This is a genomic window from Brevibacterium otitidis (assembly GCF_042429315.1).
Classification (GTDB): domain Bacteria; phylum Actinomycetota; class Actinomycetes; order Actinomycetales; family Brevibacteriaceae; genus Brevibacterium; species Brevibacterium otitidis.
Genome location: NZ_JBHMAU010000047.1, coordinates 1 through 20,367 on the forward strand (window position 1 = coordinate 1; position 20,367 = coordinate 20,367).

Consider the following 20,367-nt stretch of genomic DNA (forward strand, 5'->3'; position numbering starts at 1 on the left):
GTGGCGAGCTTCACGATGTGAAAAGCATCGAGCACACAGGTGGCGTCGTCGAGTTGGTCATCGATCGCGTTTTTGTATCCCTGGAACGGGTCCAGCGTCGCGACCCGCACACCCTGGCGGAAGGAAGGCCCGCGTGCGGCGAGCCAGTCCTTGTACACCGTTGCTGAGCGTCCCGGGACGAGATCCAGCAGAAGCGCGGTTCGGTGCCGGTGGCAGGAAAGATCGACCATGCCGGTCAGCTCCTTGGGTCCGCGCCGACGCGGATCGGTGTGGTGCCAGACGTGCTCATCGACGCCGAGAACCTCGACGCCGTCGAACCGTGCCGGATCGGCAGCGGCGGTGTTGAGCACTGGCCGGATCTGGGACCACAGCGTGTTCCACGTCGTGCCCAACTGGCGGGCCAGCCCCTGGATAGAGGCGTTCTCATACCGCAGCTGACGGATCGCCCAGGACACCGCGCGGGTTGTCAGCAGGCCGCGTGGTGCGGCTACCTGCGGGTTCTGCTCGAGGAACGTCACGACCGGGCAGGCAGACTCCCGGCAGATCCAGCGGTGTTTGCGCCATCGCAGGCAGGCAGGACGGCCGGCGGACGGGGCGTCGACCAGGGTCACAGTGACGCGTCCGTGGCCGGTCGGGATGACGCCGCAACCGGGGCAACCGGTCAGCGGGCCGCAGGTCTCGACGTCGAGGACCACGCTCTCGTCGGTGGCATCGACGTCGGTCAGGTGCAGTCCGGGGAGGCCGAGGAGGACATCGCAGCGACTGCAACGGTCCAGAGATGTCGAGCAGGGGCACGTAGGATGGGGCATTGTCGAGGTCCTTGAGATCAGCGCGGGTAGATGTCCGCTCATCATCAGGGACCTCGACGCTTATCCCCAGCACCCTTGCCCGATCGGCGTGCCCACACTCAACTCTGAAGAGCCGGTAGAGCCGATGCATTAGAGAGATTCTGTTCCCACTCGAAGATGAGGTTCCGTTCCCGACCAACGGTCGATATAATACCTACAGTAGGTACATTATGGAGGTGGGATACATGAGCACCATCATCTCAAGTCGCGAATTCAACCGCGACGTGTCAGCTGCCAAACGTGCCGCCGAAAACGGGCCGGTTACCATCACTGATCACGGGCGCCCGTCGCACGTACTGCTCACTGTTGAGGAATACGACCGCATCACCGGGCGGGACGAACTGATGGGAGACCGGCTTTGGCGCAACCAGGATCCCACGATCGAGTTCGACCTGCCCCCGCGGCGCATCGAGCCTGAACGGGATCTCGGCCTGTGAGGTATCTGCTCGACACCAACGTTCTCAGTGACGCTCGTCGGCGAACCCACCCTGAACTCAACGAGTGGATTGCCGGACAGCCGCGGACCAGCCTGTCAATCAGCGTCGTCACGTTGCTTGAACTCGAGCGCGGCGTCCTTCGTTTAGAGCGGCGAGACTTCCATGCTGGAATGCACCTCCGCTCATGGCTGACAGACATCGCGACGGCTTTCTCCGGATCAGTCCTTGCTGTCGACGAACATGTTGCTTGCTACGCAGCTCGTCTGCACGTTCCCGATCCAATGCCCGAAATGGATGCCTTGATTGCCGCAACTGCCCTGCAGCATGAACTGACGCTTGTCACCCGAAACATCAGGGACTTCCAAAGCTCAGGCGTGAACCTGCTCGACACCTCAGCGCTGTGAGCGCAGCTTCAAGGAGAGAACTCCGCAGCGTAACTCTTCCAATCGTCGGCGCACGGGATGCCGCGGAGGGCTCTGTTGGCGGCGATGACGATCACTGCGAGCCCGAGAAGCCCGGTGGCAAGCAGTGCGAGGCTGGTCCGGCCCCACGGTTCGAGAAGGAACCCGACGATGAGCGGCGGCAGTGCCGCTGCGCCGAGGTTGATGACGCTGGCTGCACTGTTGAACCGGCCGAGCAGAGTCGGCGGCACAGCCAGCAGCACGTAGCCCATCATGACGGCGTTGAAGACAGGGATGCCAAGAGCGAAGATCCCGATGAGGAGCATGATCTGCCAGGGCGTTCGGGCCCGAGGCAGACGAGCATGAGCAGCCCGCAGACAAGCACGAAGATGTCGCCTCTGAACCATGCCATGAGCCTGCCGGCAAAGGTCGAACCCAGCTGTGGCGCTTCGGCGGCCAGCCCTTCGGCATCCACAAAATCCTGCCCGGACTCATCACCTCGGCGGTCGTGCTCGTCGACGTTCGTCATTGCCATGGCCACCTCCTCTTGATGCTTATACGCCGGAGTATAGGCACCAAGAGGAGGTAATAGGGACCGTCGCAATTATCATCTAACGGCAGATTCGCCACGGAGAAATATCGACCTCTCCTGACGGTCAGCTATTGCCAATACGTTTGATCATTAACATTCCGCTTCCACACCCGGCAGCCACTCCCAATAGTACGCACGCCAGCCATAGAGGTGCGGGCGGCTCACCAGTCTGAACCAACGATGGGATCATCAAGATGATGGCTGCCGCTGAGAGTGCAAACCCGGCAATGCAACAGGCAAGGATAATACTCTTTGTCATTGCACGTCACCCTACTTAAAGCAGTTGCCGACGGTAGTGATAGAGGCGCCGCCGACCGTGGCGTAGGCGCCAATGCAAGCCGCACAGACTGCCGCGCCGACTCCGGTGGCAACGCCAGCGCACGATCCTGCGCAAACTGAGACGATAACGGCGGCAACACCGCCGGAAACGCCAAGGACCGTCGCAACGCAGGCGGCGGTCTTACCGGCACCTGCTGGGACCGCGGTGCCCGGGTCACCGGCTGCAGCTTTGTTAAACTCAGCCTCCGTCAGCACCGCAACTCCAATGTCTTCGTTCTTCACCTGCTTGCCGTTCTGATACTGAGCGAGGTGGTAGAATCCGTCAACATCAGTCAGGAGGGTTTCACTGTAGTCGACGACGTCTCCGTGCGAATCAAGAATGACGGTGAAATTACTCGTAACCGCGTATTCACCTTCAGCCGGGATCGTGACCGACGTAAACTCATCTCCCTCGCTCTCGATGGTGTAGACTTTGGCTTTATCAGCATTCAGCGCACTGCTAGCTGCATGGCTGGCGAATTCACCGCTTTTGAGTTTCTTCACTACGGCAGCGGTGAGATCCCCGGCCTCGCTTCCCGACACCTGAGTCATCTCGGTGACTTCAGAGTTGTCAGCTGCAGCGCATTCGGCTTGCCCCGTTGCCTGAACCCCCTGCTCGGTTGCCAATGCTGGAGAGATCGGCACCAGTGTTCCAGTGACGGCAAGCGCTCCTGCTGTCATAAATGCGGTCAGTCCACTTTTGATTCTCATTTCAGACACCTCTCCTCTGGGATGCGTTCGAGATGGAGTTTTCTGATCCACCGTTTCCCGATGGGGATTACCCCTAATGTCATCGAGCCAGTGCATCAGCGGTAACCTATTTTGACGCTATCGGCTTCAACGTCAAGGGTTCAAGAGGCTTCCCCCTGGATCAAAGTCGTATCAATACTCCATTCGTCATACCGGCGAAGAACGTACGTCAGTCGTAAGGGGTAGAATCTGTACCGCGGTCACCGTCCAGCAGTGTTGCGCGCCCCTACGTATCCGGAAGGACGTAGACGCAGGCACCGCTCGCCACGCTGCGTCGAACCAGGCGATCGGAACCTGACGGGTACTGCGGCGCCATGTTTCTCCGCCGCGTGCGGGGCCAGTCTCATGCCCACTTTGCCGTCACACACTCACCGGCCGGCTGGCGGCACCCGCGCCGGCCTCGCCATCAACCCGACGCGCTGACCTCACAGATTGCGGCCGCCGGAAATCTCCAGCACGGTGCCGGTCATGTAGCTCGACATATCCGAAGCGAGGAACAGCGCGACCTGCGCGACCTCGGCCGGTTCGCCGAATCGGCCGAGCGGGATCTCAGTCAGGCGCTGGGCCAGCACATCGTCCTTCATCGCCTCGATCATCGGGGTGCGGATGAGGCCGGGCTGGATCGCGTTGACGCGCACGCCGGCGAAGCCGACCTCCTTGCATGCCGCCTTCGTCATCCCGACGATCCCGGCCTTGGCTGCCGAGTAGTTCGTCTGCCCCGGATTGCCGACCTTGCCGGAGATCGAGGAGACGTTGACGATCGAGCCGCCTGACTCCTGCCCGCGCATGAGACCTGCGGCGGTTTTGAGCCCGTTCCACGTCCCGCGCAGGTGCACGGAGATGACCTGGTCGAACTGCTCCTCAGTCATCTTGCGCATCGTCGCATCGCGGGTGATGCCGGCATTGTTGACCATGACATCGAGCGACCCGAACGTCTCGACGGCCTTCTGGCACAGGGCTTCGACATCGGCCAAGGCGACGACATCGCAGCCGACCCCGATGGCACGCTCGCCGATCTCCAGACGCCCTGCCGCCTCGGCAACGGCCGACTCGTTGAGGTCTCCGAGCACGAGGTTCGCACCCGCGGCGGCATACGCCTCGGCGATGGCGAACCCGAGGCCCTGGGCGGCACCGGTGATGACGGCGGTGCGCCCAGCGAGCAGCCCGGCGCTCATTCCTCAACCATGAGCGAGACGCTCTCGGCGATGCAGGCCGGGCGCTGCTCGCCGTCGATCTCGATGACGTGGGTCATGATGACCATGACGCCGGCGTCCTTGCGCTCAACGCTGTCGAGGGTGATGGTGTCGCGCACGCGGGCGCCGGAGGGCACCGGCTGCGGGAAGCGGACCTTGTTGAGCCCGTAGTTGATCTTCATCTTCATGCCGGTGACGTCGACGGTGCGCTGGGAGAGCATCGGCAGCAGCGACAGGGTGAGGAAGCCGTGGGCGATGGTGCCGCCGAACGGGCCGGCCTTGGCCTTCTCCTCATCGAGGTGGATCCACTGGTGGTCGTCGGTCGCATCGGCGAAGAGCTGGATCCGATCCTGGTCGATCGTCACCCAGTCGCTTGAGCCGACTTCCTGTCCCACGAGCTTCTCCAGCTCGGCGATCCCGTTGATCTCACGCACCATTGCTACTCCTTCATCGCCGCAGGCGGCACTTGCGCGGCCCGCCCGATTCGCACCGTGGCAGGCCGCAGTCGTCTTGTATCAGGCCGCGGCCGGCGCCTCGGCCCACCGCGTCCGAGGTCAGTCTAATGGGTTAGGGTGACAGACGACACACCTGGTGACAGCTGACTGGAGGCATGATGGTCCGCAATCTCGGCCCGGAGGGAACCGACCGCTCCGACGTCGTCGACATCACCGATGCGACCGTCATGCCCGCCGACCCGCACGCTGTGCCTGTCCGCCCGGCGGTCAGCGTGCTGCTCATCCGCGACGGCGCTGATGGCCTGGAGGTCTTCGTCCAGCACCGGGTGGCGACGATGGACTTCGCCGCAGGCGTCGTCGTCTATCCCGGCGGCCGGGTCGATCCGATCGATGAGGAGACCGGGGCGAACCTTGCGACCGCGCCCGAGGTGGTGGACGCCCATGAGCAGGCGTGGCACCTGAGTGCGTGTGAGGATCTGCCGGGAGGTGCCCGGACGCTCATGGCGTGTGCGATGCGCGAGGTCGCCGAGGAGGCCGGCGTCGTGCTGGCTGCTGAGGACCTCAAGCCGTGGGCGAACTGGGTGACCCCGCCGGGACGCTCCCGGCGCTTCGACACCTACTTCTTCGTCTCCGCGCCGGAGGACGCCGATGCCGCGGTGCATCAGACGACGGAGGCGGAGAACTCCGAGTGGATGAACGTCAAGCACATCATCGCCGAGGAGGAGGCGCAGCGCCTTAAGCTCATGCGCCCGACGCTGGCGCTGCTCGGTGAGATCGACGCGCGCGGCTCGGTCGAGGCGGTCATGGGCAGCGATCACGAGATCGTGCCGGTCAAGCCGCGCGAACCCGGCAAGCACAGCTGACCGTCGGCGGTCAGCGTGATTCGAGGACGAGGATCGCCAGCTGCACCCGGCTGGTGACCCCGAGCTTGTCGAAGATCCGGCCGAGATAGGTCTTGACCGTCGACAGCGACAGGAACAGCCGCTGGCAGATCTCGGCATTCGACAGCCCGTCAGCCACCGCCTCGGCGATCTCACGCTCGCGCTCACTCAGGCCTGCCAGCGGATCGGTGCGCGCGCGGCTGCGCCCGGCCAGCTCGAGCAGGCTGGTCAGCACAGCTGGGCTGACCGCCCGGGTGCCCGCCGCAGCCGAGCGTACAGCAGCCGTCAGCTCGGCTGGCGGGGTGTCCTTGAGGAGGAAGCCGGTCGCCCCGGCGGCGAGCGCATCGAGGATGTAGTCATCGGTGTCGAAGGCGGTGAGCACGAGGATCTGCGGAGCGGCAGGTTCGGCTGTGATCTGCGCGGTGGCGGTGACGCCGTCGAGTCCGGGCATCCGGATGTCCATGAGCACGACATCAGCCTGCCAGTCTGCCCAGCCGGCCACCGCCTCGGCGCCGGTGGCCGCCTCGGCGACGACCTCGATGTCAGCGGCGGAGCTGAGGATGAGCCGCAGGCCCGAGCGCACGAGCGGCTCGTCATCGACAACGGCGACACGGATCATGTCCATGGCACCTCCGCTCGCAGGATGAAGGAACCCGCTGCCCGGCCAGCCTCCAGGGTGCCGCCGATGAGCCGCAGCCGCTCGTCGAGCCCGATGAGGCCGTAACCGGGATCGGCCGATTCCCAACCGGGCCCGAGGCGATTCTCCACCTGGACGAGCAGGCGGTCGCCGGCTTGCCGCACCGTGGCGGTCGCGTCGTGTCCGGGTGCGTGCTTGCGCGCATTCGTCAGCCCTTCCTGCAGCACCCGGTACACCGTGTGGGCTGCCAGCGCCGGGCCGGCCTGCACCTGGTCGGCAGTCAGCGGGGTCTGCCAGTCGATCGGGCCGAGCCGGTCGAAGTTGAGCTGCGGTTCGGTGCCTGCCGGTTCCTCGCGCAGGGTGGTGAGCACCGCCCGCAGGTCAGCCCCCGCCTCGCGCGCGGCCTCCCGGACCGTGCCGGCGACCGCGGCTGCTGCGGCGGGGTCCTTCGCCGCCTGACATTCGAGGGCACCGGCGTGCATGGCGATGATGCTGAGCCGATGGGAGAGAGTGTCGTGGACGTCGCGGGCGATGCGCAGGCGCTCGGCGCTGCGGGCTCGGCTGCGCGCCTCCTCGACCTCGCGGGCACGGGATTCGCGTTTGAGCCTGCGCACCACACCGGTGAACACGGCGGTGACGGTGATGACGACGAATCCGGCGACGGCGACGACCCGCTCGGCCGTGTCCGAACCGGCGGGCATGAACAGCAGCGTGATGACAGCGGCTGCGGCCATGCTCCCTGCTGCTGTGGCCGGCCAGCGCCACGGGGAGCGGGCGCACATGGAGAACAGCACCCACAGCGCCAGCGGCGCACCCAGCGGGGAGAACCCGCCAAGGACGATGACACCGGCACCGCAGACGAGCGCGACCCAACCGCGGTGCAGCGCACCGATGGCCAGGATGATCGCCGCGACTCCGCACAGCACGTAGATGACGGCCGTACGCCCAAGCTCCGCGTCGCTGGGCACCGGCTCGGTCTCCAGTCGGATCCCGAAGTCGAGAACGAACAGCAGCCCACCGAGGACTGCCCCGATGATGATGACCGCTGCGCGGCTGAGGAAACGGAGCATAGCGGTTCGATCCTACGTGTCAGCCCGGCCGGCCCGGTGTCGGCCGAAGGTACCGATCATCTCAAGCCGATGGCCGATACCGCAGCGCTCGGCACTCGATGAGGCTTGAGGGCATGACCGCTTTTCATCGTCTTGCCCGCACCGCTCCCGGCTACCGCTGGTGGCGTCCGCTGGCCACCATCGTCCTGTTCATCGCCTCCTACGCCGTCATCGTGTTCGCCGGCATCGCCGCCTGCGCCATCTGGATGGTCACCGGCGGCCCCGGCGGTGAGAGCATCGACGCCGCCCTGCGCTCACCGGGTGACCTGCACGCTCCGCTGGCCCAGATCGTGATGCTGATGTTCATCGTCCTCTTCATCCCGGCCGCTCTCATCGCCGTCCGGTTCGGCGCCGGCCAGCCGCCCGGCACGCTCATCTCGGTGGCCGGCCGGATCCGCTGGCGGCTGCTGGGGCTCGCCGTCGGGCTCGCCGCTCCCCTCGTGCTGCTCGCCCACACCCTCGGAACCGCGTTCTTCGCTGATGACGGCTTCGGCCTGCTGCGCGTCAGTACACAGTTCCCGCTGCTGCTGGCCGTCGCAGTGCTGATCGTCCCGCTCCAGGCATTCGCCGAGGAGCTCGTCTTCCGCGGACTCCTCCCGCAGATCATCGGCAGCTGGCTGCGCAATCCGCTGTGGGCCTACCTGCTGCCGATCCCGCTGTTCGTTGCCGGCCACCTGTACTCGTGGCCCGGCCTTCTGGATATCGCCGTCTTCGCTGCCGCGGCGGGCCTGCTCACGTACCGCTCCGGTGGTCTGGAACTGGCGATCGGCTTGCACATCGTCGGCAACAGCTCGATCTTCATCCTCGGGGCACTCGGTCTCGCCGACCTCAACGCCGTCAACGTCGCCCCCGGCGCGGTTGCCGTTTCAATCGCGACGACCGTCGTCTTCACCGCCACGGCACTGCACTTCTGCCCGCCGTTGGTTCGGCGTGCTCAGGAGACGCAGAGTGCGTGGCCTGCCGACCGGTCCCGAGGTGCCGGCAGCGATTCCGAGATCCGCGCCGGCGAGCAGACGGAGACGGCAGCGGAGTCGCTCACCTTCCGCTGATGGCATGTGCTGGGTGCAGTCGGCTGACGGACAGTCGTCGGTCAGCCAGCCGGCTGTCAAGTCGTCGACTGCGCTCGGCGCTCCTGGTCCTTGCGGCGGCCGACGACCTCGGCGATCCACCAGAGCCCGGTCCACAGCACGAACATGAGGGCCAGCCCCCATGCCAGGATCGCGACGAAGCCGATGCTCCTCCAGCCTTCGGTGGCTGTCATCGCCATGATCGACAGGACGACTGCAACGGCGAGCACGAGACCGGAGATGATCGCGGTGATGCGCAGCGCCAGCGGAGCGCGGGGCTTCCGGCCGCTGGGAGTGGAACCGCTCTGAGCGCGGTGACCTGGGGCGATGTCGGGGGATGTCGGGGAGCTGTCCATTTCGTCAGTCTAACCCCGTCATCTGCACCGCGATCTTCACAAGCCCCACCTGCGGCAGGTCAGTCAGGTCATCGAGTGGGATCCAGGCGGCCCGGTCGCTCGACCCGCCGACCTCGTGGCGCAGACGGTCGCAGGTGACAGTGCCGGCGTGGACAGTTCACGGCAATAGCATTGCTGCGCCAGTCGCCGCTTCTGAATGCGTGGCAACAGGTTCCCAATGATCACCTATGTGAACTCAAGGTGAACTCTGTATCCGCCTCGCACGACACCTTTCACACCGCGCTACATTCGAATCATCGCGCCGCGTTCACACGGAACGGGGCCAATGATGAAGATCTCCCACATGAAGACGTCCCCAACTGACTCTGATTGCGCACCGACCTCGCCGATTCGGCGCGTGAGTGTGTGGCGGATCGCCGTCTATCGACGCTGGCTTGTACTGGACACCTCGTCGGCTTTCGGTGAGGCGATCAAGACCTTCGTCTTCCCGATGCTGGCCCTCATCGCCACCGGCGACCCGGCTGCGGCCGGTGTCGTCGGGGCGACCGGCACCGTCATCCTCGCGATCTCCGATCTCATCGGCGGCAACCTCGCCGACCGCTTTTCCAAGCTACGGCTGCTGACCTTGATCGCCGTCTCCGGCTGTGTGCTCGGCGTCGCCTGGTGGGTCTGCATGATGCTCGGCGCCGGAACGCACACATGGCTGCTGCTGTTCTTCACCGCGCTGTACTCGATCCGCTACGGATTGACCGGTTCAGCCTCGACTGGTCTGCTTGTCGAACTGCTCGACGAAGGCCATGTCGGCCCGGCGCTGGCGGCCAATCAGGGACGTGACGCGACGATCTCCCTGACCGGTGCACCACTGGGCGGGCTCATCCTCGGCTTCGCCACCTTGCTGGCCGCACCCGTGCTGCTGCTCCTCGACCTCATTGCGGTGGTTGCCGCGCTGCGGCTGCGCGGCAAGCGGTGTGATGCGGACGCGGTCGCACGTGATGGTGAGGCACTGGCTGACAGCGGCGCTGGATCGGTCGGCGAGCAGGCTGACGGCGACCACGAGGCCGACTCCGACGTTGATGACGGCCCAGCAGAACCTGCCGGCTTCTTCACCCAATCCATTGCAGGCTTCCGCTGGATCGCCGCCCGCACTGACGTGCTCGGCGGGCTTGCCGCGGCTGTGCTCTTGAGCATGGGCTTGGGTGTAGCGATCACCACTCAGCTGTATTCGCTGCAGCAGCAGGGCTATCCGGTCTCCCTCATCGGCGTCGTTTCATCGGCGATGGGAGCAGGCATGCTGCTGGGTTCGACTTTCGCCGGCCGCCTCATGACCCGTTTCCGAGGCGGCATCCTCGTTCTTGTCTGCGGGCTGGTCATGCTCGTCTGCCTCGCCCTGCTGGCCTGGTTCGATACGCCCTGGCAGATCATGCTCCTCATCGGCATCTTCGCTCTCGGCATCCCGGTCTTCAACGCCGTCATGATGGGCTATGTGCTGCTGGCCGTCCCTCCGGCGCTACTCGGCCGCGTCAACAGCGCCGCCAGCGTCATCAACCTCGGTGCCGCAGCACTGCCGCCGCTCATCGTCGGGTTCCTGCTCGCACGGTGGGGACGGACCAGTCTCGTGCTGCTTGCCACCGGGCTGCTCGGACTCGCGGTGATCGTCATCGCAGCCAACACTGCCCTGCGCGGCATCCCGCGCACCGACGATTGGAAGAGCTACGCCGACGCATTCGGCACGTAACCCGCCGGTTCCAGCGACTCGTATCACGGCGAACCCAGCCCCGCCATCTCCACCGCGATCTTCACAAGCCCCACCTGCGGCAGGTCAGCCAGCTCATCGAGCGGGATCCAGGCGGCCCGGTCGCTCGACCCGCCGACCTCGTGGCGTAGCTGCCCGCCGGTGACTCTGGCGGTGTAGATGATGCGCAGTGCGTGCAGGGTCTTGCCGGGTTTGAGCCGGCGCTCGCCGGGCACCACGAGCGAATCGATGCCGAGCAGCTCGCCCAAGGCGACCTCATAGCCGGTCTCCTCATACACCTCGCGCACGGCGGCATCGGCCGGGTCCTCACCCTCCTCGAGTCCGCCGCCGGGCATCGACCACAGCGGCGCGGGCCCTTCGATCCAGCGGGACATGAGCAGGCGACGCTCATCATCGACGATGACGCAGTAGGCTCCCACACGCAGACGCATACCGTCAGATTACGGCACCACCGGTTCGCTGTGAGCGAGAACACCCGTGCGGCTATAGGCATCTGACGGCCACCGGAGTATTGTGGTGCTTTCGCCGGTCGGCCCGCCGGCACTGTGCAGCTGCCCGCAGACTCACGACTGCCCGCCGCTGCGTCCACCTGCCAGCACCCACGCCGCAGGCGTGCCATGATCTGCCTCCCGCCACTGCCGACGGGAGGTCCGCTCGCCGCCTACGGCCACCGCCTCGGCGGCGTCAACCACCCGCATCAGGGGAGACATGCTGCTCACGCTGCTCAAACGGTACCTGCGCCCCTACAGCGGGGCGCTCATCCTCGTGCTCATCTTCGAATTCGTCCAGTCCCTGGCCGCGCTCTACCTGCCAACCCTCAACGCCCACATCGTCGACCGTGGCGTCGCGCAGGCCGATGTGCCGCTCATCTGGCGCCTCGGCGGGCTCATGCTGCTGGTGAGCTTCGTGCAGCTGGCGGCCATGATCATCGCCGTGTACTTCGGTGCGCGCACTGCGATGCGCGCCGGCCGCGACCTGCGCCGCGACGTCTTCCACACCGGCCAGTCCTTCTCCCAGCACGAGGTCGCCCGCTTCGGTGCGGCCACCCTCATCACCCGCAACACCAACGACGTCCAGCAGGTGCAGATGCTCATCCTCATGAGCTGCACGATGCTCGTCATGGCGCCGATGATGGCGCTGGGCGGGATCATCATGGCGCTGAGTCAGGATCTGCGGCTGTCCTGGCTCATCCTCGTGGCCGTGCCGCTGCTGCTCGTGGCGCTCGGCATCCTCATCGCCCGGATGATCCCGCAGTTCCGCGTCATGCAGACCCGGATCGACAGGATCAACGCCGTCGCCCGCGAGCAGCTCACCGGCATCCGCGACATCCGCGCCTTCGTCCGCGAGGCCACCGAGAAGCGGCGCTTCGACATCGCCAACCGAGAGCTGACGGAGACGAACTACCGGGTGGGCATGCTGTTCGCGCTCATGTTCCCGCTCGTCATGGGGATCCTGCAGGTGTCCTCGGTCGCCGTCATCTGGTTCGGCGCGCTGCAGGTCGAGGCCGGCATCACCGAGGTCGGCACGATGATGGCGTTCATGCAGTACCTCATGCAGATCCTCATGGGCGTCATGATGGCGACGTTCATGACGATGATGATCCCGCGCGCGGCGGTCTCCGCCAAGCGCATCAGCGAGGTCCTCGACACCGCCCCGACCGTGCTGCCGCCGGCTGAAGCCGTGACCGAGGTGCCGGCGCCGGGAGCCGTCGAGCTCACCGCTGCGACGTTCGGGTTCCCCGGAGCCGAGGCGCCGGTGCTGCGCGATGTCAGCGTCACCTTCGCGCCGGGGACGACGACGGCAATCATCGGCTCGACCGGGGCCGGGAAGTCGACGCTGCTCGGGCTCATCCCGCGGCTGTTCGATGTGCAGTCCGGGACGGTGGAGGTCGGCGGTGTCGACGTCCGCCGGCTCGATCCCGCGGTGCTGCACGGGCAGATCGGCCTGGTGCCGCAGAAGGCCTTCCTGTTCTCCGGCACGGTCGCCTCGAATCTGCGCTACGGCAATCCGGAGGCCACCGATGCGCAGCTGTGGCAGGCCCTGGAGGTTGCGCAGGCGGCCGGCTTCGTCGCTGAGATGGACGGCGGGCTTCAGGCGCGCATCGCACAGGGCGGGCAGAACGTCTCCGGCGGGCAGCGGCAGCGCCTGGCGATCGCCCGCGCACTCGTAGCGAACCCGCCGGTGCTGCTCTTCGACGACTCCTTCTCCGCGCTCGACGCGGAGACCGATGCCCGGCTGCGGGCCGGTCTCGATGAGCACTTCGGGCACACGACGCGGATCATCGTCGCCCAGCGCGTCGCCTCGATCACCGACGCCGATCAGATCATCGTCCTCGATGACGGCGTCGTCGTCGGCACCGGCACGCATGCGGAGCTCGCCGAGAGCAACGAGGTCTACCGCGAGATCGTCGAATCCCAGCGCAGCGTCGGGAGTGCACTGTGAGCCACCAGAACCCGGAAGAGCAGAAGCGCGCCGCGAGCCTGCAGACCGGCGAGGCGCCGGACCAGGCCAACCCGGCAACCGCCTCGGGAACGGCAAACCCAGCGACCGCCTCGGGAACGGCAAACCCGGCGACCGCCTCGGGAGGGGCGTTCGACGACGAGGACCACCAGCCGCCGCCATCGGCAGGCGACTGGGGCTCAGAGGCGATGGGCAAGCCGAAGGCCTTCTGGCCGAACTTCACGCGACTCGCCGGCTGGTTCCGGCCGCACAGCCTGCTGCTGTTGCTGGCGCTCATCTCCGGGATCGCCGCCGTCATCCTCACCGCGCTCAGCCCGAAGATCCTCGGCCAGGCGACGAACATCGTCTTCGAAGGCGCCGTCGCCTCGCGGCTGCCGGCCGGGGTGAGCCAGGATCAGCTCGTCGAGCAGCTGCGCGCCGAGGGCCGCACGACCGAGGCCGACATGCTCGCAGCCATGCACATCACCCCAGGTCAGGGCATGGATATCCCGGAGCTGGGGCGCACGCTGCTGCTGGCGCTGGTCGTCGTGGCGGGCGGGTCGCTCATGCTGTGGGCGATGTCGGCGCTCGTGAATGTCGTCATCCAGCGGGTGATGCGGCTCATGCGCACGCGGATCGAGGACAAGATCCACCAGGTGCCGCTGTCGTACTACGACCGGATGCAGCGCGGGGATCTGCTCTCGCGGCTGACGAACGACCTCGACAATCTGAGCCAGGTGCTCAACCAGTCGGTCTCGCAGATCGTCAACGCTCTGCTGACGGTCGCCGCTGTGCTCGTCATGATGCTGACGATCTCGATGAAGCTCACGCTCGTCGCGCTGCTGTCGATCCCGCTCATCGCGGTGGTCGCCGGCTTCGTCGCGACGCGGTCGCAGAAGCAGTTCGTCACCCAGTGGGCGCAGACCGGCAAGCTCAATGCGCGGGTCGAGGAGTCGTTCACCGGGCATGCGCTCGTGCAGGTGTTCGGCCGCAGCGATGACGTGCAGCAGGCCTTCGACGACGAGAACGAGAAGGTCTATGAGGCCAGCTTCAAGGCGCAGTTCCTCTCCGGCGTGCTGATGCCGATGATGATGTTCCTGGGCAACCTCGTATACGTCGCCGTCGCCGTGGTCGGCGGTGTCATGGTGGCGACTGGGTCGCTGCGGATCGGCGATGTGCAGGCGTTCATCCAGTATTCGCGGCAGTTCATGCAGCCGCTCGGGCAGCTCGGCGGGATGGCTGCGCAGCTGCAGTCGGCGGTCGCCAGCGCCGAGCGGGTCTTCGAGTTCCTCGATGTCGAAGAGGAGGTCGTCGACCCGGATCCGGTGGCAGGTGCGCAGCCGGTGCGCGGAGCGATCGAGTTCGAGCATGTCCGCTTCTCCTACTCCCCCGACAGTGAGCTCATCCGCGACATGAACCTCTCCGTGCAGCCGGGGCAGACGGTCGCGATCGTCGGACCGACCGGTGCCGGGAAGACGACGCTGGTGAATCTGCTCATGCGGTTCTATGAGCTCGACGGCGGGCGGATCCTGTTCGACGGTGTCGACACGGCGGACATGTCGCGGGCCGAGGTGCGGCACCGGATGGGCATGGTGCTGCAGGATACGTGGCTGTTCGGCGGGACCATCGCGGAGAACATCGCCTACGGCAACCCCGATGCCAGCGACGACGAGGTGCTGCGCGCGGCCGAAGCGACCTATGTCGACCGGTTCGTCCGCAGCCTGCCCGCCGGCTATGACACGGTGCTCGATGAGGACGGCACGAGCCTGTCGGCTGGTGAGAAGCAGCTGCTGACCATCGCCCGCGCCTTCGTCGCTGATCCCCCGGTGCTCATCCTCGATGAGGCGACCTCCTCAGTCGACACCCGCACCGAGGTGCTCGTCCAGGAGGCGATGCATGCGCTGCGGGCCGGGCGGACGAGTTTCGTCATCGCCCACCGGCTCTCGACGATCCGCGATGCTGACGTCATCGTCGTCATGGAACACGGCGACATCGTCGAGCAGGGTTCGCATGCGCAGCTCATCGCCGCCGACGGCGCCTATGCCGGGCTGTACCGTGCGCAGTTCGCGCAGGCTGTGGCTACCGGCGAAGAGGAGTAGTTGGCTGGGGGCGGTCGGCGGTGCCCACGGGGCTGCACTGCAGCTCCAGCGGCCTCCCCGGAGGACCGCCGGACTCAGTCCTTGCGCGCTTTGAGCTCGGCCATTAGCCGGGTGCCGCACAAATCGGGATGGATGCCCGGTTGATCTGAGTCAGTCAGGGACTGCCAGGTCGCGCGCCGACTGCCGTTGGGCGTTTTCAAACGCGGGCGCCATCTGGTTGATGCTCTCCGCGTCGATGTTGAGAGCACGAGCGACTGCAGCCCAGTCGCGTGTTGCGACCTCTACTTCCTTGACGATCCGTACGACGGTTCTGCGGCTCGCGTTGAACTCCGCATGCGCCTCGACGAGCGAGTGCAGCTGTCGGTCAGTCGGGTCGTCCTGTGGCGTCAGCGGTGTTGCCTCCACTTGTTCGGGGTGCGGGTAGGGATTGAGGTCAAAGGCAGGTGACGATGACCATTGTCGTTGGACGTGCAAGAGGCCGTAATTGCGCAGGTGATCGTCGACGTTGCTGATGAGGACATTGAACGCAGCCTGGCGGACAATCCGTTCACCCTCTTTGCGCTTGTCTCTCACATGAAACAGGACGAATGACGCAAGATCGGTGTACGGAACGCCGTACGTGTCGGTGGAGAGCATGAGCGTCTGAGCACTCCAGTAACCGATCTTGCCTCCTTCAGGCGTTCGATCGAACCGCTTGGCAACGAACGCTGATGATCCCTCGTGCAGTGCACAGACGCGGCTATCGCTCACCGGCAGACCCGCTCTGCGCGCGAGAGTGTGCGCGACGCCCTCCCAAGCGCCGACGTCCCAACGGTCATCCTGGGCGGGAAATTTGGCAATCGCCAGGGTCCCATCACTGAACGCGACCGCAGCCTTCGGCCGGGCACCGCCCTGCGACGTTCCTAGCGGGAGGAGCTTGAGCGCCTCAGGATCAGTGAGCTCACTGCCCGAATCGAAGGCGCGTATCGCGCTTGCCAGGCGCGGCAGAATGCCGAGATCGGGAACCTCGATATCCGGGGTGCCGGCATCGAAACTGAGGTTTCCCTGCCGCGTATTGTTCGGTATGAGCGTCAGAAGGTCGAAATCTGTCAGACGTGTGACTGCCAGCCCCCGCCGCCTTGCCTCGATCGAGACAAGGCGCCGTCCCCAGGCATCGGGCATTGCGTCTCCGATCCCGGGAAACACGTTCAGATGCGCTGGTGGATGCGACCAGCCCCGATGCAGGGGAAGGTCAGGGCTGATCTCTGTGGACGCCGGCAGCGCCAGGTAGTCCGGGTCGTAGGCGAAGGACAGTCTCTGACTGACGAGGGCAGCAGGGTTTTCGGCCAGTGTGCCGCACCGAACAGTCTCACCACTCGGCAGCGCGACGCTGACTGCGACACTTCGGCTCTCATTCATCGGATCCGCTCCCGGTTCATCATGTAGGCCCGCGCTTGGCCAAGGTCGTGACGCAGGGGGTCGATCGAGTCGACGAGAATCCTGTTGATCCCCAGCACCGCCATCACTGACATGACAGAGGCGAGCTTCGTCGTACCCTCCCCGGTTTCGATGCTTCGGAGCGTCGATCGACCGATGCCAGCTCGGTCGGCCAGCTCAGCAGCAGTCATTCCACGCACCTTGCGCCAATTGCGGATGTGCACGCCCAGCTGTTTCAGGTCTCGGTCGAGATACGGATTCGAGTGTGCCATAGCGCCCTTAATGATCAGTCTGTCCACCATTATATAGGTTAATGACTCGTCTATTAATCATTAGAGAAAGGGCAATCGCATACTCAGTCCATGCGGGGTGTGGGCTCAGCCCTTGCGCGCTCTGAGCTCGGCCATCCGCTTCTCGACTGCCTGCTGCTGTTCGGGTCCGCCGATGAGCGAGCGGATCGCGTCCTGTTCGGCGGCGAATCCCGCTGTGAGATCGGCGGTGGCGGCCAGGTCGACGAGCTGCTTGGCTGCCTGCAGAGCCGGGCGGGACTTCTCGGCCAGCTCGCGGCCGAGGGCGAGCGCTGCGGCGTTGGCGTCATCGGCGAGTTCGTCGACCATGCCCCACGCGAATGCGGTGTCGGCGTCGATGACGCGGCCGGTGAGGATCGCCAGCTTGGCCCGGCCGGGCCCGATGAGCCGGGTGAGCAGCTGAGTGCCGCACATGTCGGGGATGATCCCCCAGTTGACCTCCATCATCGAGGCCTTGAGCTCGCGGCTGGCGATGCGCACGTCGGCGCCGAGGGCGATCTGCAGTCCGCCGCCGTAGGCGACCGACTGCACAGCGGCGATGACCGGGGCGGGCACGAGCGACCATACATGCACGCACTGCTGAGCCAGGGCGCGGGCGGCGCCGAGGGGCTTCTCGGACTCCGGTGATCCCCCGCCGCCGGAGACCATCCGGCCGAATTCGCTGACATCGAGGCCAGCGCAGAACGCCCGGCCGCGCCCGGAGAGCACGACGGCGCTGACATCATCGCGGTCGATGAGGTCCGTGCCGATCTCGACGAGGTCGGCCATCACCTCGCCGGTGAGCGAGTTGAGGGTCTCGGCCCGGTCGATTTCGACGTGGGCGAGGCCATCGGTGACGGTGAGGACGACGGTGCCGTGGGAGGCGCGGGTCTCGGTCATGGTGTTCCTTTGCAGGCCAGGGGCAGGCGGGGCGGTGCCGTCAGCCTATCCCGAGAACCGCCTCGGGAACCGATTCCGGCTTGGGTCGGTCACGGATTCAGGGAAGTCGCCGGTGCTGGGCGCGGCGCCTCCCTTTTGTTGATCGTCTCGTCAATGGTTCTGACCAGCAGCTGCGTCGTTTCGAGGCGGTGCAGTGTCAGTAAGGTCCCACTTTCGTTCGCATCGGTGACGGCGCAGGTCAGAGGGCAGGAGTCAGTCAAGGACACTTGCATTCATACACAGGGAGGAGGACAGTGGGAACCGGAGTGGACGCCGTGCCCGCCGGAAAGGTCAGCGATGTGCAGGCTCGTCGGTCTCAGCGCTGGGCGGCAGCGCGTGGAAGCGACAGTCTGGCTGAACGCCGTGCTCGCCGCCGACGACGAGCTCTGCGCACTGCGCTATCCCGGCACCCACGAACTCCATCTGCTCAGCCGCGAGATTCCGGCCCTCCCGCGGACCGGCCGGTCACCCGCATCACGCAGCCCCCGCCTCGGCGACGGGACGCAGCCCGACCCCACCGTCACCCGCACCTGAACGCAGACACGCACACGAGAAGGAGTACAGAACATGACGACGATCGCCGAGCACATCATCCGCACCCTCGCCGACCACGGGGTCGAGCAGTCCTGGGGTGTCGTGGGCGATGCGCTCAATCCGCTGACCGATGCGATCCGCCGCGATGGGCGGATTCAGTGGATCGGGGTGCGGCACGAGGAGGCGGCCGCCTTCGCCGCGGCCGCGCAGGCGCAGCTGAGCAACCGGATCGGGCTGTGCATGGGCACCGTCGGGCCGGGTTCAGTCCATCTACTCAACGGCCTGTATGACGCGAAGAAGTCCCACGCCCCGGTGCTGGCGATCTGCGGGCAGGTGCCGAGTGCCGAGGCCGGCAGCGACTACTTCCAGGAGGTCAACAACGACCTGCTGTTTCCGATGTCGCCGTGTACAACCAGACGATCACCTCCGCTGAGCAGGTGCCGCACATGCTCGAACAGGCGATCAACACCGCCTACGCCGAATCCGGCGTCGCGGTGCTGACACTCCCCGGCGACCTCGGCACCCTCGAACTCGACGATCCGGTCGAGCCGGCCCTCGCCGGTCCCCTGCCGGCCGGGGCACCGGCGGCAGCCCAACTCGATGACGCGGCTGCCGCACTCAACGACGCGAAGGCCGTCACGGTGCTCGCCGGCGTCGGGGCACGGGAGTCCCGGGCCGAGGTGCTCGCGCTGTGCGAGACGCTCAACGCGCCGATGGTCGTGACCATCAAGGGCAAGGACGCCTTCGACGACAACCCCTTCAGCGTCGGGCAGTCCGGGCTCATCGGCAATCCGGCCGCAGCCGAGGCCTTCGACGGCTGCGATGTGCTGCTCATGCTCGGCACCGACTTCCCGTACCGCGAGTGGTTCCCCGAGGGCAAAACCGTCATCCAGGTCGACGTGCGCCCGTCCCACATCGGCCGGCGCACCCAGGTGAACCTGCCGCTGGTCGGCGATGTCGGCGAGACGCTGCGGGCCCTGCAGCCCCGGCTGCAGCCGAAGAAGGACGACAAACTGCTGACCAAGGTGCAGAAGCGCTACGCCGACTGGCGCAAGCACCAGGGCATCCTGTCCGATCCCGAGGGCGGCACTGCCTCGATCCTCGAGCGGATTCGCGGGCTGTTCGACAACCCCGATGACCGGATCCGCCCGGAGATGGTCGGCGCGCTGCTCGATGAGCTCGCCCCGGCCGACGCAGTCTTCACCACGGATACGGGCATGTCGACGGTGTGGATGTCGCGGTTCATCAGCATGAGCGATGAGCGCAGGCTGCTCGGTTCGTTCAATCTCGGTTCGATGGCCAATGCGCTCCCCCAGGCCCTCGGTGCACAGGCTCTCGACCGGTCGCGGCCGGTGGTGGCGATGTGCGGTGACGGCGGACTCATGATGCTGCTCGGCGATATGCGCACCGCGGTCACCTATGATCTGCCGGTCGTTGCGGTCGTCTTCAACAACTCCCGGCTCGGCATGGTCAAGCTCGAACAGGAGCAGGGCGGGCTGCCGGAGTTCGGCACTGAGCTCGACAACCCGGACTTCGCAGCCGTCGCCACGGCCATGGGGTGGACCGCACGCCGGGTGGAGGAGCCGGAGGATCTGGAGGAGTCGCTGCGCTGGGCGTTTGCGCAGAAGTCCCCGGTGCTCATCGTTGTACTGACGAACCCCGAGGAGATCTCCGTGCCGCCGAAGCCGACGGTCGAACAGGGCTGGGGCTTCGCGATCGCGAAGGTCAAGGAGACCCTCGAGAGCCGCCGCTGACGCACAGCGGTTCGCCGGAGTGACGTACCGGCCCGGCGCCCTGGTCTCACCGAGGCCAGGGCGCCGGTGTGTGCGGGGACGGGTGGATCGACGTTGAGTGCC

23 protein-coding genes are annotated in these 20,367 nt (G+C 66.1%); 10 read left to right on the plus strand and 13 right to left on the minus strand.

Annotation, left to right across the window (positions count from 1 at the left end; all coding sequences use genetic code 11):
- A partial coding sequence (locus ACFFN1_RS07195; protein ID WP_376839973.1) for a transposase occupies window positions 1-809 on the minus strand: 809 nt, incomplete at its 3' end.
- Window positions 810-1,033: 224 nt separating this feature from the next.
- Between ACFFN1_RS07195 and ACFFN1_RS07200 the strand changes: the two genes are divergently transcribed.
- Together ACFFN1_RS07200 and ACFFN1_RS07205 are read left to right on the plus strand one after the other, a co-directional pair.
- Entirely contained in the window at window positions 1,034-1,285 is a 252-nt protein-coding gene (locus ACFFN1_RS07200) for a type II toxin-antitoxin system Phd/YefM family antitoxin (protein ID WP_376839976.1), read from the plus strand.
- Window positions 1,282-1,689, plus strand: coding sequence for a type II toxin-antitoxin system VapC family toxin (locus ACFFN1_RS07205; RefSeq protein ID WP_376839979.1), 408 nt, complete (start codon window positions 1,282-1,284; stop codon window positions 1,687-1,689). The genes ACFFN1_RS07200 and ACFFN1_RS07205 overlap by 4 nt, the downstream gene beginning before the upstream one ends.
- A gap of 8 nt (window positions 1,690-1,697) precedes the next feature.
- Here ACFFN1_RS07205 and ACFFN1_RS07210 read toward each other — a convergent pair whose 3' ends face one another.
- From ACFFN1_RS07210 to ACFFN1_RS07225, 4 genes are all read right to left on the minus strand, one after another.
- Window positions 1,698-2,012: a hypothetical protein gene (locus tag ACFFN1_RS07210; protein WP_376839981.1), complete on the minus strand. Its 315-nt coding sequence runs from the start codon at window positions 2,010-2,012 to the stop codon at window positions 1,698-1,700.
- A gap of 536 nt (window positions 2,013-2,548) precedes the next feature.
- Window positions 2,549-3,316: a hypothetical protein gene (locus ACFFN1_RS07215; protein WP_376839984.1), complete on the minus strand. Its 768-nt coding sequence runs from the start codon at window positions 3,314-3,316 to the stop codon at window positions 2,549-2,551.
- Window positions 3,317-3,771: 455 nt separating this feature from the next.
- Window positions 3,772-4,521, minus strand: coding sequence for a 3-oxoacyl-ACP reductase FabG (gene fabG / locus ACFFN1_RS07220; RefSeq protein ID WP_376839986.1), 750 nt, complete (start codon window positions 4,519-4,521; stop codon window positions 3,772-3,774).
- The gene (locus ACFFN1_RS07225; RefSeq protein ID WP_376839989.1) at window positions 4,518-4,976 is read right to left on the minus strand and encodes a MaoC family dehydratase; all 459 of its coding nucleotides are present in this window, start codon (window positions 4,974-4,976) and stop codon (window positions 4,518-4,520) included. Before ACFFN1_RS07225 ends, fabG begins: the two co-directional genes overlap by 4 nt.
- A 173-nt stretch (window positions 4,977-5,149) precedes the next feature.
- Between ACFFN1_RS07225 and ACFFN1_RS07230 the strand changes: the two genes are divergently transcribed.
- Entirely contained in the window at window positions 5,150-5,857 is a 708-nt protein-coding gene (locus tag ACFFN1_RS07230; RefSeq protein ID WP_376839992.1) for an NUDIX hydrolase, read from the plus strand.
- A 10-nt stretch (window positions 5,858-5,867) separates the two neighbouring features.
- Here the strand turns inward: ACFFN1_RS07230 and ACFFN1_RS07235 are convergent, their stop codons facing one another.
- Both ACFFN1_RS07235 and ACFFN1_RS07240 read right to left on the minus strand, forming a co-directional pair.
- Complete coding sequence (locus ACFFN1_RS07235) at window positions 5,868-6,500, minus strand: response regulator (protein WP_376839993.1); 633 nt, start codon at window positions 6,498-6,500, stop codon at window positions 5,868-5,870.
- Window positions 6,491-7,582 carry a sensor histidine kinase gene (locus tag ACFFN1_RS07240; protein WP_376839995.1) on the minus strand — a complete coding sequence of 364 codons (1,092 nt, stop codon included), beginning with the start codon at window positions 7,580-7,582 and terminating at the stop codon, window positions 6,491-6,493. The genes ACFFN1_RS07235 and ACFFN1_RS07240 overlap by 10 nt, the downstream gene beginning before the upstream one ends.
- Before the next feature lie 113 nt (window positions 7,583-7,695).
- On the opposite strand from ACFFN1_RS07240, the gene ACFFN1_RS07245 reads away from it, so the two are divergent.
- A complete protein-coding gene (locus tag ACFFN1_RS07245; protein ID WP_376839998.1) occupies window positions 7,696-8,670 on the plus strand; it encodes a CPBP family glutamic-type intramembrane protease in 975 nt (324 codons plus the stop codon).
- A 56-nt stretch (window positions 8,671-8,726) separates the two neighbouring features.
- Here ACFFN1_RS07245 and ACFFN1_RS07250 read toward each other — a convergent pair whose 3' ends face one another.
- Window positions 8,727-9,044 (minus strand): hypothetical protein, encoded by a 318-nt coding sequence (locus tag ACFFN1_RS07250; RefSeq protein WP_376840000.1) that lies wholly within the window; start codon window positions 9,042-9,044, stop codon window positions 8,727-8,729.
- A 397-nt stretch (window positions 9,045-9,441) separates the two neighbouring features.
- On the opposite strand from ACFFN1_RS07250, the gene ACFFN1_RS07255 reads away from it, so the two are divergent.
- The gene (locus ACFFN1_RS07255; protein ID WP_376840001.1) at window positions 9,442-10,779 is read left to right on the plus strand and encodes an MFS transporter; all 1,338 of its coding nucleotides are present in this window, start codon (window positions 9,442-9,444) and stop codon (window positions 10,777-10,779) included.
- A gap of 23 nt (window positions 10,780-10,802) precedes the next feature.
- Here the strand turns inward: ACFFN1_RS07255 and ACFFN1_RS07260 are convergent, their stop codons facing one another.
- Window positions 10,803-11,228, minus strand: coding sequence for an NUDIX hydrolase (locus ACFFN1_RS07260; protein ID WP_376840003.1), 426 nt, complete (start codon window positions 11,226-11,228; stop codon window positions 10,803-10,805).
- Between the two features lie 132 nt (window positions 11,229-11,360).
- The gene (locus ACFFN1_RS07265) at window positions 11,361-11,507 is read right to left on the minus strand and encodes a hypothetical protein (protein WP_376840005.1); all 147 of its coding nucleotides are present in this window, start codon (window positions 11,505-11,507) and stop codon (window positions 11,361-11,363) included.
- Here ACFFN1_RS07265 and ACFFN1_RS07270 point away from each other — a divergent pair.
- Both ACFFN1_RS07270 and ACFFN1_RS07275 read left to right on the plus strand, forming a co-directional pair.
- Entirely contained in the window at window positions 11,506-13,239 is a 1,734-nt protein-coding gene (locus ACFFN1_RS07270; RefSeq protein WP_376840006.1) for an ABC transporter ATP-binding protein, read from the plus strand. The genes ACFFN1_RS07265 and ACFFN1_RS07270 overlap by 2 nt on opposite strands.
- Window positions 13,236-15,335, plus strand: coding sequence for an ABC transporter ATP-binding protein (locus ACFFN1_RS07275; RefSeq protein WP_376840008.1), 2,100 nt, complete (start codon window positions 13,236-13,238; stop codon window positions 15,333-15,335). Before ACFFN1_RS07270 ends, ACFFN1_RS07275 begins: the two co-directional genes overlap by 4 nt.
- Before the next feature lie 150 nt (window positions 15,336-15,485).
- On the opposite strand, the gene ACFFN1_RS07280 is transcribed toward ACFFN1_RS07275, so the two are convergent.
- The 3 genes from ACFFN1_RS07280 to ACFFN1_RS07290 all read right to left on the minus strand — a co-directional run bounded on the left by ACFFN1_RS07280 (window position 15,486) and on the right by ACFFN1_RS07290 (window position 17,938).
- Complete coding sequence (locus ACFFN1_RS07280; RefSeq protein ID WP_376840009.1) at window positions 15,486-16,733, minus strand: type II toxin-antitoxin system HipA family toxin; 1,248 nt, start codon at window positions 16,731-16,733, stop codon at window positions 15,486-15,488.
- Entirely contained in the window at window positions 16,730-17,050 is a 321-nt protein-coding gene (locus ACFFN1_RS07285) for a helix-turn-helix domain-containing protein (RefSeq protein WP_376840011.1), read from the minus strand. The genes ACFFN1_RS07280 and ACFFN1_RS07285 overlap by 4 nt, the downstream gene beginning before the upstream one ends.
- A gap of 78 nt (window positions 17,051-17,128) precedes the next feature.
- Window positions 17,129-17,938: an enoyl-CoA hydratase-related protein gene (locus ACFFN1_RS07290; RefSeq protein WP_376840013.1), complete on the minus strand. Its 810-nt coding sequence runs from the start codon at window positions 17,936-17,938 to the stop codon at window positions 17,129-17,131.
- A gap of 375 nt (window positions 17,939-18,313) precedes the next feature.
- On the opposite strand from ACFFN1_RS07290, the gene ACFFN1_RS07295 reads away from it, so the two are divergent.
- Genes ACFFN1_RS07295 through ACFFN1_RS07305 form a run of 3 tightly spaced genes read left to right on the plus strand, consistent with a single transcriptional unit; the run spans window position 18,314 to window position 20,265 of the window.
- A complete protein-coding gene (locus ACFFN1_RS07295; protein ID WP_376840015.1) occupies window positions 18,314-18,511 on the plus strand; it encodes a hypothetical protein in 198 nt (65 codons plus the stop codon).
- A gap of 33 nt (window positions 18,512-18,544) precedes the next feature.
- Window positions 18,545-19,012: a thiamine pyrophosphate-binding protein gene (locus ACFFN1_RS07300; protein WP_376840016.1), complete on the plus strand. Its 468-nt coding sequence runs from the start codon at window positions 18,545-18,547 to the stop codon at window positions 19,010-19,012.
- Entirely contained in the window at window positions 18,916-20,265 is a 1,350-nt protein-coding gene (locus tag ACFFN1_RS07305) for a thiamine pyrophosphate-dependent enzyme (protein WP_376840018.1), read from the plus strand. Before ACFFN1_RS07300 ends, ACFFN1_RS07305 begins: the two co-directional genes overlap by 97 nt.
- The last annotated feature ends 102 nt before the right edge of the window (window positions 20,266-20,367 follow it).

Excerpts from the sequence above, each read along its gene's own strand:
- ACFFN1_RS07200 (WP_376839976.1), top strand. The coding sequence starts at position 1,034 with ATGAGCACCATCATCTCAAGTCGCGAATTCAACCGCGACGTGTCAGCT.
- ACFFN1_RS07210 (WP_376839981.1), bottom strand. The coding sequence starts at position 2,012 with ATGCTCCTCATCGGGATCTTCGCTCTTGGCATCCCTGTCTTCAACGCC.
- fabG (WP_376839986.1), bottom strand. The coding sequence starts at position 4,521 with ATGAGCGCCGGGCTGCTCGCTGGGCGCACCGCCGTCATCACCGGTGCC.
- ACFFN1_RS07225 (WP_376839989.1), bottom strand. The coding sequence starts at position 4,976 with ATGGTGCGTGAGATCAACGGGATCGCCGAGCTGGAGAAGCTCGTGGGA.
- ACFFN1_RS07230 (WP_376839992.1), top strand. The coding sequence starts at position 5,150 with ATGATGGTCCGCAATCTCGGCCCGGAGGGAACCGACCGCTCCGACGTC.
- ACFFN1_RS07235 (WP_376839993.1), bottom strand. The coding sequence starts at position 6,500 with ATGGACATGATCCGTGTCGCCGTTGTCGATGACGAGCCGCTCGTGCGC.
- ACFFN1_RS07240 (WP_376839995.1), bottom strand. The coding sequence starts at position 7,582 with ATGCTCCGTTTCCTCAGCCGCGCAGCGGTCATCATCATCGGGGCAGTC.
- ACFFN1_RS07245 (WP_376839998.1), top strand. The coding sequence starts at position 7,696 with ATGACCGCTTTTCATCGTCTTGCCCGCACCGCTCCCGGCTACCGCTGG.
- ACFFN1_RS07250 (WP_376840000.1), bottom strand. The coding sequence starts at position 9,044 with ATGGACAGCTCCCCGACATCCCCCGACATCGCCCCAGGTCACCGCGCT.
- ACFFN1_RS07260 (WP_376840003.1), bottom strand. The coding sequence starts at position 11,228 with ATGCGTCTGCGTGTGGGAGCCTACTGCGTCATCGTCGATGATGAGCGT.
- ACFFN1_RS07270 (WP_376840006.1), top strand. The coding sequence starts at position 11,506 with ATGCTGCTCACGCTGCTCAAACGGTACCTGCGCCCCTACAGCGGGGCG.
- ACFFN1_RS07265 (WP_376840005.1), bottom strand. The coding sequence starts at position 11,507 with ATGTCTCCCCTGATGCGGGTGGTTGACGCCGCCGAGGCGGTGGCCGTA.
- ACFFN1_RS07280 (WP_376840009.1), bottom strand. The coding sequence starts at position 16,733 with ATGAATGAGAGCCGAAGTGTCGCAGTCAGCGTCGCGCTGCCGAGTGGT.
- ACFFN1_RS07290 (WP_376840013.1), bottom strand. The coding sequence starts at position 17,938 with ATGACCGAGACCCGCGCCTCCCACGGCACCGTCGTCCTCACCGTCACC.
- ACFFN1_RS07300 (WP_376840016.1), top strand. The coding sequence starts at position 18,545 with ATGACGACGATCGCCGAGCACATCATCCGCACCCTCGCCGACCACGGG.